General features: G+C 73.4%; 9 protein-coding genes and 1 pseudogene. 3 read left to right on the top strand and 7 right to left on the bottom strand.

The features are described from left to right. Positions 1–67: 67 nt before the first annotated feature. The 5 genes and pseudogenes from H613_RS26275 to H613_RS0112500 all read right to left on the bottom strand — a co-directional run bounded on the left by H613_RS26275 (position 68) and on the right by H613_RS0112500 (position 7,588). Positions 68–1,750, bottom strand: coding sequence for a DUF885 domain-containing protein (locus H613_RS26275; protein WP_035737946.1), 1,683 nt, complete (start codon positions 1,748–1,750; stop codon positions 68–70). 302 nt (positions 1,751–2,052) lie between these two features. Then, positions 2,053–2,388, bottom strand: a pseudogene (locus H613_RS32795) (HNH endonuclease); the annotation flags it as partial. A gap of 381 nt (positions 2,389–2,769) precedes the next feature. Further along, complete coding sequence (locus tag H613_RS26280) at positions 2,770–3,147, bottom strand: DUF4190 domain-containing protein (protein ID WP_026924054.1); 378 nt, start codon at positions 3,145–3,147, stop codon at positions 2,770–2,772. A gap of 92 nt (positions 3,148–3,239) precedes the next feature. Then, positions 3,240–4,694, bottom strand: a complete 1,455-nt coding sequence (locus tag H613_RS0112495) for a class II fumarate hydratase (protein ID WP_026924055.1) — start codon at positions 4,692–4,694, stop codon at positions 3,240–3,242. Between the two features lie 128 nt (positions 4,695–4,822). Next, positions 4,823–7,588 carry an AfsR/SARP family transcriptional regulator gene (locus H613_RS0112500; RefSeq protein ID WP_035737948.1) on the bottom strand — a complete coding sequence of 922 codons (2,766 nt, stop codon included), beginning with the start codon at positions 7,586–7,588 and terminating at the stop codon, positions 4,823–4,825. 163 nt (positions 7,589–7,751) lie between these two features. On the opposite strand from H613_RS0112500, the gene H613_RS0112505 reads away from it, so the two are divergent. Next, positions 7,752–8,426, top strand: coding sequence for a hypothetical protein (locus H613_RS0112505; protein ID WP_026924057.1), 675 nt, complete (start codon positions 7,752–7,754; stop codon positions 8,424–8,426). A 96-nt stretch (positions 8,427–8,522) separates the two neighbouring features. On the opposite strand, the gene H613_RS29260 is transcribed toward H613_RS0112505, so the two are convergent. Then, positions 8,523–9,935, bottom strand: coding sequence for a WXG100 family type VII secretion target (locus tag H613_RS29260; RefSeq protein WP_051393300.1), 1,413 nt, complete (start codon positions 9,933–9,935; stop codon positions 8,523–8,525). Positions 9,936–9,944: 9 nt separating this feature from the next. Continuing rightward, positions 9,945–10,268, bottom strand: coding sequence for a hypothetical protein (locus H613_RS0112515; protein ID WP_026924058.1), 324 nt, complete (start codon positions 10,266–10,268; stop codon positions 9,945–9,947). A gap of 178 nt (positions 10,269–10,446) precedes the next feature. Here H613_RS0112515 and H613_RS0112520 point away from each other — a divergent pair, with 178 nt between their 5' ends. Then, positions 10,447–12,165, top strand: coding sequence for a hypothetical protein (locus H613_RS0112520; protein ID WP_026924059.1), 1,719 nt, complete (start codon positions 10,447–10,449; stop codon positions 12,163–12,165). A 14-nt stretch (positions 12,166–12,179) separates the two neighbouring features. Further along, the gene (locus H613_RS0112525; protein ID WP_026924060.1) at positions 12,180–12,656 is read left to right on the top strand and encodes a hypothetical protein; all 477 of its coding nucleotides are present in this window, start codon (positions 12,180–12,182) and stop codon (positions 12,654–12,656) included. Positions 12,657–12,686 lie beyond the last annotated feature (30 nt).

Here is a 12,686-nt window from a genome sequence, read left to right on the forward strand (position 1 = left end):
GCCCGGACGCGGACACCGCCGTCCGGGCGGCTGCGCTTGCCGCACAACAGCGCTTCACGACAGCGGCTCAGGCCGCGCGCCGCTCGGCGATCCAATCCTCGACGACGCCGGTCATGGTCTCCAGCGGGATCGACCCGCTGGAGAGCACCCGGTCGTGGAAGTGCCTGAGGTCGAACGCCGCCCCCAATTCGCCCCGGGCCCGCTCGCGCAGCTCGCCGATGTGGCGCCGCCCGATCATGTACGCCAGAGCCTGCCCCGGCCAGGCGATGTACCGGTCGACCTCGTTCGCGATGTTCACTTCGGACAGCGCCGTGTGATCCCGCATGAACGCGATCGCCTCGCCGCGCGACCACCCGAAGGCGTGCATCCCGGTGTCCACCACCAGCCGGCACGCCCGCCACGCGTCGAACGAGACCATGCCCAATCGCGCCAGATTCCCGCTGTAGAGCCCCATCTCGTCGGCCAGGCGCTCGGTGTAGAGCCCCCAGCCCTCGCCGAACGCCGTGAAGTACGAGAAGCGGCGGAACAGCGGCAGATCGCCGAGCGTCTGCCCCAGCGCGAACTGGAGGTGGTGCCCCGGCACGCTCTCGTGGAACGCCAGGGCCTCGTACTCGTACCGCGTCCGCGTGCGCGGCTCGTACGTGTTCACCCAGTGCGTGCCGGGCCTGGACTCGTCCAGCGCGGGCACCGTGTAGTAGGCCAGCGTCGAGCCCTTCGCGGCGGCCTCGGGCACCGTCCGCACCTCGCAGGGGGCGATGTCGTATTCCAAGAACGCCTCGGGGAGCGCGGCCTCGGCGCGCCGCAGCGCCCCGGTGACGTCCGCGAGGATCTCCGCGGCGCGCTCGTACCGCAGCGACGCGTCGCCGCGCAGCCGGGAGAAGACCTCGTCGACGTCACTGGTGCCCAGGGCCTTCGCGCCGAGTTCGGCGAACTCCTCGCGCAGCCGCTCGACGGCGTCGAGCCCGATCCGGTGGATCTCCTCGGGCGTCAAGTCGGTGGTCGTGAACTGCCGCGCGGCGGCCAGGTAGCCCGCCTCCCCTTCGGGCACATGGCAGACGCCGACCCGCTCGTCCGGCCGCGCCTCAGGCAGCAGCTCGGTCTCCAGGACGCTCCGCCACCGCGCCAAGGCGGGCCGGACCCGCCGCTCGACAACGCCCGCGGCCGCCTCCCTCCACTGCCGGGCGTCGACGCCCGAAGGCTCGGGCCGCAGCAGCGGATCGTCGTCGAGCGGCCCGGCCAGGTAGTCGTCGAGCTGCCCGATCGAGGCCAGCACCCCGTGGCGGGTCTGGTGGCGGCCTTCGCTCCCGGCAATCCGGTACCGCTCCAGCGCCGCGTCGAAGTAGTCGCCGAGCCCGGCGAGGCGCGCCAGGTAGTCCCGGCTGCGCCGCTCGCCGTCGAGGTTCACGTTCGGGACGCCCGAGAGCATCCGCGACACGACTCCGGCGATCGACGCGCCGGCGCCGACCTCGTGCAGCGCGGCCGTGATCGCGCCGGTCTCGTCCCGCACCAGCCGGTCGAGCATCGAGTGGGTGATCCGGTCCTGGCCTTCCAGGAGCGCGGGGTCGATGCCCGCCAGCGCGTCCCGCGTCTCGGCCAGGTGCGCGAGCCGCCCGCGGTCGCCCTCCCGGCTCGGGTCGGGCAGCCGGTCGTCGTGTCCGGCGATGCCGTAGGCCGTGGCCGCGAGCGGGTTGTCGGCCAAGCGGAGGTCGAAGTAGCGCTGTGCGACCGAGGCGAGCGATGAGTCGGACATGGGACCCCTTCCGAAGGCGCGTCGCCTGCGATGCTATGCGCCGACCGGCCGACCGGCAAGCGCCTGAGCGGTTCAGCGCTTCTTGGCAGGTCGCCACGCCATAAAGCCACCTCTTTCCAGCTTCGGCCCGTGCAGACGCGGGCAATGGTCGTGAAGGCGACGCCGTACCGGCTGGCCAGGTCTCCGTAAGACGCCTTCTCCCGGCCTCTTGCGCGACGAATCGCGCGCACCAGATCGGGAGTGAGCACCCGTCCGCGAGGTCGCATCCGTTCCCTCTCCCAGCTGTCATTCACGTTGTCCTGAGGGGTGCCGAGTTCCAGATGATCAAGCCGCACGCAGAGCCGGTTATCGCAGGAGTGGCGAAGGATGACGCCGTTGTCATACAAGTAGCCGCAGCGCTGCCATGAGTAGATGTGAGCGAGCACGATTCGTTTCTCGGGTGACGGTCCGACCATCTGGCCATACCCGTATGTGTTGACCGTGCTGTTCCAGAGCCGGCAATGCTCTGCCTCGGTTATCTTGCTGAGGAAACGGAGGTCCGCGCAGGTGGCGCGGCGACCGACTGATGGTTGCTCGCTGGTGCGACAGACACAGCCGTCCCACACGCATGCACCGGTGAATAGAGTACGATCGCCCATTGCGGGCACCTCCTGGATAGGTCGTCCGTCATGCCCCGGGAGCGTTGGAGCGCTCGCCGGGGTCTTGTGGTTTGAGGTTTCAGCCTCGTTCCCGAGGTCGCCGTTCGTGGACACCGGTCAACCGGGTGTGATTTCGTCTCCGTGTCTTGAAACGTCAGGCTGGATCACCCATTTGAATATTAAAAGAGCAGGGCTCGCGATACAAGATCAACGGATGGAATAGGTCAAATAGGAATTTAGTTGGTCATCTTGGGGTGCAACGGAATACAGGGCGACATGGCGGTGTCGGAGATTCACCCGGAAGGGTAAGCCGGGCAAGCGGATCGAGGCACGCCGAACGGCGGGCGGTGCCATCAGGCCCCGCCCGCCGCGGCAGCCGCACTAATATCCGCCCGGCGTCTCGGACAGGTCGGACTTGAGGTCGTCGATGCACTTCTCGATGTCGCTGTGGCCCTCGTCCTCGCACGCGTCCTCGGCGGCGTTGTAGACCAGCACGTACATGAGGATGGCGACCGCCAGCGCCACCACGCCGAGGACGATGCCGGTGATCGACATGCCCTTGCCGGAATGGCGCCTGCCGCTGGCGACCAGGCCGATGATGCCGAAGATGATCGCCAGCGCGGCGAGGAAGAACGAGACGATGTTGACGATCGGAATGAACGCCAGGACCAGGGCGATGATGCCGAGGACGAGAGCGGTGACCGCGAAGCCGTTGCTGCGCTTCTGCTCGTGCGCGGCGGGATCGGGCGTATAGGCCATGATGACTCCTTGGCTCGTGATGGGAGCTGCTGGGTCGGACCCGCGTGAGTGTATGGCAACTTCACGGCCCCCGAGCCGTTTTCGAGGCGAAATCAGCGGTCCAGGCCGAGATCCCTTCTCGGGTTCCCGACCATCGTCGCCGGATCCACGATGCGGTCGAAGTCGGCCTCGTCCACGCCGAGCGCGATCGCGGCCTCCCGCAGCGTCGTGCCCTCCTCGTCGGCCTTGTGGGCGATCTCGGCGGCCCTGTCGTAGCCGATGTGCGGGCTGAGCGCCGTCACCAGCATCAGCGAGCGCCCCACGTGGTCGGCCACGCTCCGCTCGTCGAGCTCGGCGCCCTCGACGCTGAAGACCCGCAGCTTCTCGGCGGCGTCGCCGAGGATCCGCGCCGAATGGAGCACGTTGTTCACCACCACCGGCCGCATCGTGTTGAGCTCGAAGTTGCCCTGCGCGCCCGCCGCCGCGACCGTCGAGTCCTCGCCCATCACCTGCAGGCAGACCATGATCGTCGCCTCCTGCTGGGCCGGGTTGACCTTGCCGGGCATGATCGAGGACCCCGGCTCGTTGGCCGGCAGCCGCAGCTCGTGCAGGCCCGAACGCGGTCCCGACGCCAGCCAGCGCATGTCCCCGGCGATCTTCATCAGCGCCACCGCGACGCCGCGCAGCCCGGCGCTGACGGCGACCATCCCGTCGAGCGAGCCCTGGGCGGCGAACTTGTTCGGCGCGGTCACCAGCGGCAGCCCGGTCAGCTCCGCCAGCCGCGCCGCGATCGCCTCCCCGAAGCCCTCGGGAGCGTTCAGTCCCGTGCCGACGGCGGTGCCGCCCTCGGCGAGCTCGTGAATCGCCCCCAGCGAGTGCTCCAGCCGCGCGCACGCGTCGCGCAGCTGCACCGCCCAGCCCGACCACTCCTGGCCGACCGTCAGCGGCGTCGCGTCCTGCAGGTGCGTGCGCCCGATCTTGACCACGTCGACCCACCGCACCGCCTTGTCCCAGATCGCGTCCGCGAGCGCCTCGAGCTGCGGCAGCGTCCGCTCCCGGATCGCGAGCAGCGCCGCCACGTGCATCACCGTGGGGAAGCTGTCGTTCGAGGACTGCCCCATGTTCACGTGGTCGTTCGGGTGGACGGGCCGCTTGGCGCCCAGCTCGCCGCCCAGCAGCTGGCTGGCGCGGTTGGCGATCACCTCGTTGGCGTTCATGTTGGAGTGCGTCCCGGACCCGGTCTGCCAGACGTAGAGCGGGAACTCCCCGTCGAGGTCCCCGGCGATCACCTCGTCGGCGGCCGCGGCTATCGCCGAGGCGATCGCCGGATCGAGCCGGCCCGCGTCGGCGTTGACGAGCGCCGCGGCCTTCTTCACCTGGCCGTAGGCGCGGGCGACGGCCTTCGGCATGCGGTCCTCGCCGATCGAGAAGTGGACCAGCGACCGCTGCGTCTGCGCGCCCCAGTAGTGCTCGGCGGGGACCTCGATCGGGCCCATCGAGTCGGTCTCGACGCGCGTGCCCCTCGCGCCGGTGCCGATCGGGATCGGTTGCAGTTCGCTGTTCGCCATCGCGTCGCCTCCGGCTGTTCGAGACCGCCTGCCGTGTCGATCCGCGGGGCCGTCAGCGACGTCCGCCGCGCGAATCCCGATCGTATCCCCGGGCGCGGCGCACCGGCCGCTCCGCGCGGAAACCGGCCTCAGGTGCCGCCGAGGGCGTCGAGCTTCGCCCGGAGCCGCTCGGCCTCGGCGCCGGCCCCCGCCTCGGCGCTGCGCCGCTCGGCCAGCGTCCACGCCTCGCGCGCCGCGCCGGTGTCGCCCATGGCCTGGTGCGTGTCGCCGACCAGCTCGCGCACCCGCGTCGCCCACCGGGCCGCGCCCGAGGCGCCGAAGCCCTCCAGCGCCTCCCGGTAGTGCCCCAGCGCCGCGTCGTAGCGCCGCTCCAGGTGGGCGACGAGCCCCGACCCGGCGTGCGCGGCGGCCCCCTCACCGGCGCTCGTCCGCAGCTCCTCGAAGCAGCCGCGGGCCGCGTCCAACTCGCCGAGCGCCGCGCTGTGCCAGCCCGCCAGGTGCACGGCCCGGTGCTCCCAGAACCGGTCCGCCGCGTCGCGGAAGCCCCGCCTCGCGACGCGGGCGTGCTCGACCGCCTCCCGGTCGCGCCCGGCGCCCCCGGCCCAGCGGGCGCGCGCGTATGCGGCGAAGCCCCGCGCCCACGGCCCGCCGTCCCGCTCGGCGAAGGCACCGGCCTGCTCCACGCGCTCGCGGGCGGCGCCGCTCTCGCCGAGTTCGAGGAGCGCGATCGCCAGGTAGCCGAGGGAGACGGCCCGCTCCAGCGCGTCGCCGCGCCGCTCGGCGGCCGCCAGCGCCGCGCCCTGGACTTCCAGCAGCTCGCGGCCGCGGTACCGGTCGGTCAACCGCTCGGCCAGGATCCAGCCGAGTTGCCAGACGCGGCGGTCGGTCCGGAAGCCCGCCTCGACGCGCAGCAGCCCCCGCAGGACGGGCCGCTCGGCGTCGAACCACGCCTCGGCCGCCGCCGCGCCGTCGATCGGCTCGATGTGGACGCCGGGCGCGGGCGGGCCGAGGTCGAGCCGGTGCCCGCCCGCGGCGGGGAACCGGTCGGCCCGGTGCGCGGCGTACAGGTAGTGCTCGATCATGCGCAGCGCCGCGGCCCCCCGCTCCGCGTCGAGGACCTCGTCGGCGAAGCACTCGGCGGCGTAGTCGCGCAGCAGGCCGTGCATGGCGTAGCGCTCGCCGCCGAGCCGGTCGACCAGGTTGCCGTCCGCGAGCTCGGCCAGCGCGGCCCGCGCCTCGGCCGGTGCGGCGCCCATGAGGCTCGCCGCCGCGGCCGGGCTCATCTCGGGCCCGGGGTGGAGCCCGAACAGGCAGAACGCCAGCGCGTCCCGCTCGTCCAGCAGCTGATAGGAGCTGTCGAAGACGGCGCGCGGATCGGAGGCGACGTCGGTGGAGACCAGGGCGCCCAGGACGCCGCCCGCGAGCCGGTCGGCGAGGGCCCGCAGCGGCAGCCGCGGATCGGCGGCGGCCCAGGACCCGACGAGCGTGAGCGCCAGCGGCAGCCGCCCGCAGGCGGCGGCGATCGTGGCGACGGCGGCCCCGTCGGCACCGGCCCGCTCCGGGCCGATGCGCCTGGCCAGCAGCGCCTCGGACTCCGCTTCGGACAGCACGCCGAGGTGGACGACCTCGGCGCCCTCGTTCGCGTCGAGGCCCACGAGCCGGTCCCGGCTGGTGACGATCGTGAAACTGCCCGAGGCGGTGGCCAGCAGCGGGCGGACGTGCGCGGCGTCGCGGGCGTTGTCGAGCACGATCAGCACCCGCCGCTGGGCGAGGATCGTGCGGTACAGCCCCGCCCGCTCGTCGAGCCCGGACGGCACCTCCCGCACGCCGAGAGCGGCGAGCGCCTCGCCGAGGACGTCCTCCGGGGCCGCGCGCGGCGCGGCCGGGTCGAAGCCGCGCAGGTTGAAGTACAGCTGCCCGTCGGGGAAGCGGTGGGCGACCCGGTGGGCCCAGCGGACGGCGAGCGCGGTCTTGCCGACGCCGCCCATGCCGGTGACGGCCGCCAGCCCGGCCTCGGCCCCCGCGTCCATGAGGAACCGGTCCAAGGCCCGGATCTCGGTCTCGCGGCCGGTGAAGCGCGGCGTGGTGCGCGGCAGCATCGCCGGGACCGGCGCGGCCCGAGCGGGCTCGGCGGACTCCGCGGAGGCGGCGTCGGGCGGCCGGTCGCGCAGGATCGCGGTGTGCAGCTCGACCAGTTCCCGGTTCGGATCGGCGCCGAGCGCGTCGGCGAGCCGCTCCTTCAACGCCGCGAAGACCTCCAGGGCCTCGGCGGTGCGTCCGCAGGCGTGCAGCGCCCGCATGAGCAGGCCGACCAGGCGCTGGCGGGTGTCGTTCGCGGCGAGGATCTGCCGCAGCTCCTGGATGGCGCCGAGGGCCCGGCCGGTCTCGATGTCGGCGTCGATGCGCTGCTCGAGCAGGACGAGCCGGTACTCGTCGAGGCGGCGGCCGATCGCCCCGGCGGCGCGCCCCGGCAGGTCGGCCAGGGCCGGGCCGCGCCACTCGGCGAGGGCCTCGCGCAGAACGGCGGCGGCCTCCTCGCCGCGGCCCTCCCGGCGCAGACGGCGCGCCTCGGACTCCTTCGCCTTGCAGCGCAGCGTGTCGAGCTCGGACTCGCCGACGCGGAAGCGGTAGGCGCGGCCGACGGTCTCGACGCGGCCGCGCTCGGCGCCGAGCTGGCGGCGCAGCACGCCGACGGTGTTCTGGATCTGCGTCTCCGGGTCGAGCGGCAGGTCGTCGCCGTAGACGCCCACCACGAGCCCGCTGAGGGGCACCGCCCGGCCCGCCTCGTCGAGCAGCAGCGCCAGGACGGTGCTGACGTTGCCGCGGGGGATCGCGGCCGGGCGGCCGTCCACGAGGACCTCCAAAGGCCCGAGCAGGCGCACGTCGAGGGTCATTGGCGTCGTCGCTTTCAGCACCACGGGAAATGGGGGGATTCCCTTCATTCTCCCACAGCGGCACGGGCTCGGCGTCTCGCGAGGCATGACGATCCGATGACCGATCCGTGAGGCGCCGGGCGACGATGCCCGAACGTCTCGCCGAACAAGGGAGGAGCCCACGATGGACCGAATCGCCATCCCCGAGGACTATGAGGACCGCCTCGCGGCGGCGCGCGCCGCGGCCGCCCGGATGCCGGACGGACCCGAGCGCCAGAGCGCCGAGCTGGCTCTGGCGCAGGCGCCGACCCGCGAGCAGTTCGCGCGGGCCGAGCGGGCGGCCTCGCGTGCCGCCGAGCTCGCCGCGCGGCTGACGGCCGCCGGATTCGACGGCACCGACACCGGTCGGGTGGTGTGGCTGCGGCTGGACTACACCGGACGGCTGGGGTCGCTGGCGTTCAGCCCGACGGTCGACCGGCTGAGCAACCGGGCCGTGGGCGGCGCGGTCGAGACGGCCTGGGGCGCGGCCGAAGCGGCCCGCGCCGAGCACGTCATGCGCGTCGAGCGCTCCGGCGCGGACCTGCTCTCGCGGTGCGTGCCCGACCCGCGCTCGGCGGACCTGCGGGAGTGGGTCGCGCGCTCGCCCGAGCGGTTCTCCAGCGACGCCTGCGACGACGACCTGTGCGAGGCCGAGGTGACGCTGGCGGGGAGACTGACCGCGTTCCGGTTCCTCGTCCCCAACGCCACCGTGGACATCGAGTACGAGCGGCTCGCCGCGGAGGCCTCAGGGGCGATCGGGCGGGCGCAGCGGCGCGCGGCCGAGCGCCTGGCCGCGCTCTGCGCCGCCGTGCCGCGGTAGCGGCCCGGACGCGCGCAGGGACCGGCAAGCGCCTGGTCGCCGCAGGCAAGCCGAAGCCCGCCGCCTGCGCGGGCGGCGGGCCGTTTCGGTTCCCTTTCAGGTCCGGTCGGGGCCGGGCGGGTCGAAGCCGGGAAGGGTGAACGGGGGCAGCTCGTCCACCGGCGGCGCCGGAGCCGCGGACGCCTCGTCCCGAGGCGGCCGGTAGTCGGCGTACGGGCTGTCCTCGTCGGTGCCGATGCCCCAGACGTCCTCCTCCGGGTCCTCCACCAGGAACGACTCGCGCTCGTACTCGTCGTCGGGGTTCACCGCGCCGCGCGAGCCGGGGGCGCCCACCATGCCGCCGGGCCCCGGCCTGCCTCCCGGGCCGGTCGGCGTCGTGGGCGAGGCGCTTCCGGACGGGGTGCCGATGAGGCCGCCGACCCCCGCACCGGCGCCGCCACCGGTGCCGGAGGGAACGTCGGCCGACAGGGGACCGCCGCCGCCTCCGATCCCGCCACCGAGGCCGCCGCCACCGGCCAGGCCGCCCGAGAGCTCCTCGTCGCCGGTGAGTTCGGAGGGGTCCCAAGAGCTGTCGTAGTCGGGAATGTCGGGAGTGGTCAGACCGGACGGGTCCGCCTCGTAGGCGGGCGGGCTCGGCGGCACCGAGTTCGGGAACTCGGGGGTCTCCAGTTCGGGCCGCTCTTCCTCAGGGCGCTCCTCCTCGGGCCGCTCCTCCTCGGGCTCCGAGTCCTCGGGAGACCGGTCCTCGGGCCGCTCATCTGTGCCCCGCTCGTCCCTGTCCTCCTCGTCTCTCTCCCGCTCGTCTTCCTCCCGGTCCTCGTCCTCGTCGTCCTTCTCCTCTTTGTCGTCGTTCTCGTCGTCGGACCCGCCGGTGTCCCGTCCTCTCCCGCGGTTCGGCTCGGACTCGTCCTCGCCCGGCCGCTCCTCCTCGCCCACCACCGGCGGGCAGATGGTGGCGCCGGGCCCGCCCTTGTCCTCCAGCGGCTGGAGCCGCTCGGCCGACATGGCCAGGGACGCCCCGGTCACGGTGTCGGTCGCCGTGAGCGCGACCAGGCCCATCTGCAGCCGCACCGTCCCCTCGTCCGCGCGGGCCTGGAACAGCGCCTGGAGCATGGGCCCGAACGACCCCGCCGCGGCGATCGCCGCCCAGTGGACGGGTCCCAGCTCCACCCGCGGCTCGGAGTGCACCACGAACCCGGCGCCGCGATAGGCGGCGTCGGTCGCCTTCAGCCGCTCCACTTGGGAGACCATCTGGGAGCCCCCCGACTGGAGGGACTCGGCGGCCTCGCCCGCCCGCAGGACCACGTCGCCCACATGGGTGTTGACGACGGCGACGTCCTCGTTGAACGCGGCGTTCGCCCGGTCCTGCCAGCCGGAGTTGATATCGGCGACCCTGCTGTTGTAATCCGTCTGGTGCTCGGTCAGGTCGGTCCCCGCCGCGCTCATCGCCGAGGCGTAGTCGACGAACGCGGCCGGATCGGAGGCCAGCGCCTCTTCGTACGTGGGCATGGGAACCTCCTAGTCCCGCCGCCTGCGCGGCAGCTCGCGTCCGATGTCCCTGAACCGCCCGCCCGCCTCGCGGTCGCAGCCGTCCATGTCGTCGGCGCTCCCGGAGACCTGCTCTCCCTGCCAGGCGACGCGCCGCTCCAGGCCCTCGGTGACCGCGCTCAGCGCGGACTGCCAGTCGACGCCCACGGCGCCGGTGAAGAAGCCGCCGTTGCTCGAAGCGGCGTTCTCGGCGGGCGCCTGTACCCGCTCGGAGGCCCGGCGGGCCTCCGGCGCGATCGTCCGCAGGCCGCCACCGCCGCCCCGCACCCGCTCCACTTCCATGTACACGTCCACGCTGTCCTCCTCCGACGCGTCGGCGCCGCGGGCGGGCGCCCGGCGGCCTCCACTGCAATGTGCCTCCGTCCATCACGGACGTGTCCCGACGCGGGCAGTGCGAAGTCATGACGATGTCGTGACGGCCCGGTCTTCCATTGGCCTGCCACCGAGAGCGAGACCAGGGAGGTGCACCGGCATGACCGACGACGGCCTGATCGACGGGTCGGCCCCGAGCGACGCGAGCGGCGACCACGCGGTCCTCTACGAGGCCGATACGCCGACGTACGACGACACCGCGCTCGTCTACGGCGACGGCGTCGTCGACTACAGCGCCATTGACTACAGCGCCATTGACAGCAGTGCCGTTGACGACACCGCCATCGACTACGGCGGCACGCCCTACACCGAGATGACGACCGCGGACCCCAGCTCCGCGATCGCCTTCGGCGACACGTCCGGCCTCGAATCCGGGAGCACCGAGCGCGCCGGATGCACCGCGGGCCTGTGCCCGCACCCGGTCGCCCACCCCGCCGAGACCGACTGGGAGCAGCTGGTCTCGGCCGTCCCGGTCGAAGGCCAGCTCGGCCGGTTCAAGCCCCGCTGCGAAGGAATGTCGTATCCGACCGACGACGACTTCCGCGCCGCGATCAGCGCCGTGCGCCCGCTCGAACCCGACGCGTTCTCGCTCCAGCGCCTGCGCACCGGATGGAACGAGGAGGTCGCCGCCGTCATCGCCGACTGGCCCCGCCTGCTCAAGACCAAGCTCACCGCCCTGTCGGCCGAGTGGGCCGGGGCGGACTTCGACGCGTTCACCGACCAGATCGACCAGACCCGCGCGCTCGTCCAGGGCATCCTCGACGACATCGACGACGCCGAGAGCGAGCTCGAGAACCGCGAAGCGGCGATCTACACGCTCCAAGGCGGCGACTCCGGCGAGATCCCCTACCCCGCGCCGCTGGTCGGCGCCGACGGCGAGTGGACGAACCTGGTCGCCGTCCACGTCAGGCCCGCGTGGTGGCACGGCGACTGCATCACGATGACCTGCGAGGAGGCCGAGCGGGCGCTCGAACTCGGCGGCGCCGACCCGAAGCTCGCCACCGACGTCAGGGCCTTCATCGAGCAGCGGACCGGCGGGCCGCTCACGGCCGAGTCGGCCGTCTCCGAGGTGCGCGTGCTGGCAGGGGAGGAGGCCAGGACGTCCTTCGAGGCCCGCATCACGGCCGAGCTCGCCGGATACGCCGAGCGGCAGGCCGCGATCGACGAGGCGATCGGGGAGAAGCGCGCGGGCCAGAGCGAGGAGCTGGCGTCGATGGCGACCGCGGGGGAGGACCTGCCGTACCCGGCGAGCGCCGACACTGCCTATATGGACACCGCCGCTCCGGTGATGGAGCAGCCCGCCGCGCCGGTCGCTCCGCAGGCGACCCAGGACCCCACCCCCGTTCCGCCCGGCGGCGACGGCTCGGTCAAGACCGCGACGGCCGCCGAGCCCGAGCCCGAGGCGGATGCGTGGGAGACGGCCCCCGAAGACGGGGAGGTCTCCGGCGGCCTCGCCGGCGGCGGCGGATTCGGACTCGGCGGAGGCGGTGGCGGCATCGGCGGCGCCGCGAGCGTGGCGACCCCAGCGGCGATCGGAACCGCGACAGGCGGCGCTTACGGTTTCGGCGGCGCCACCGGAGGCAGGTTCGCCGCGCCGACCGCCCCGGGCGCCGTGCCGTCCGGCGGCGCAGGCCCGGGAGGCGGCGCGGGCGGCCCCAGGACCGCGGTCGTCGGCGGCTCGCGGCAGCAGGAGGCCGACGACCGCAAGCGCCGGACCGAATCCAACGAGGACGAGGACCCCGAAGAGGAGGACCTCGCCTTCCGGGAGACCGAGAACGTCTGGGGCTATGTCAGGCCCGGCGACGACCCGTACATCTAGCGAGGAGGTGCGCGATGGCGCAGCAGCGGCAGTTCGACCCCGAGGCGATCGAGGAGTACCGGCTCTTCCTGGACGAACTCATCGACGCGCTCGAGAACCGGGTGCTCCCGGTGCTGAGCACCGGCACGCTGAGCCGGGCGCCGGCGTTCGGGACCGCGCCCGGCGCGGCCGAGAACGCCGCCGCGCGGTACCTGGAGTTCCACGCCGCCACGTGGCGGAACCTCCAGTACCTGCGCGGGACGCTGCACGGCCTGGAAGCTTCGCTGGCCGCGACCGCGGCCGGCGGGGACGCCGCCGAGGAGGAATCGGCCGTGCTCTTCACGGGCGCCGGGGCCGACCTCGACGGCACCATTGAGAACAGCACGGCGGCGGATGGCACCCTCTGGGGCACTGTGGACAGCGGCACCGCCGAGAGCGGCTATGCTGAGGGCACTGTCATCGGTGACGCCGTCGACGGCGGCTCCGGGGACGCCACCGTGCTGGACTCATAGCGGTCGCCCGGCCCCGAACCAGCGGGACCG

This window comes from Glycomyces arizonensis DSM 44726 (genome assembly GCF_000482705.1).
Lineage (GTDB): Bacteria > Actinomycetota > Actinomycetes > Mycobacteriales > Micromonosporaceae > Glycomyces > Glycomyces arizonensis.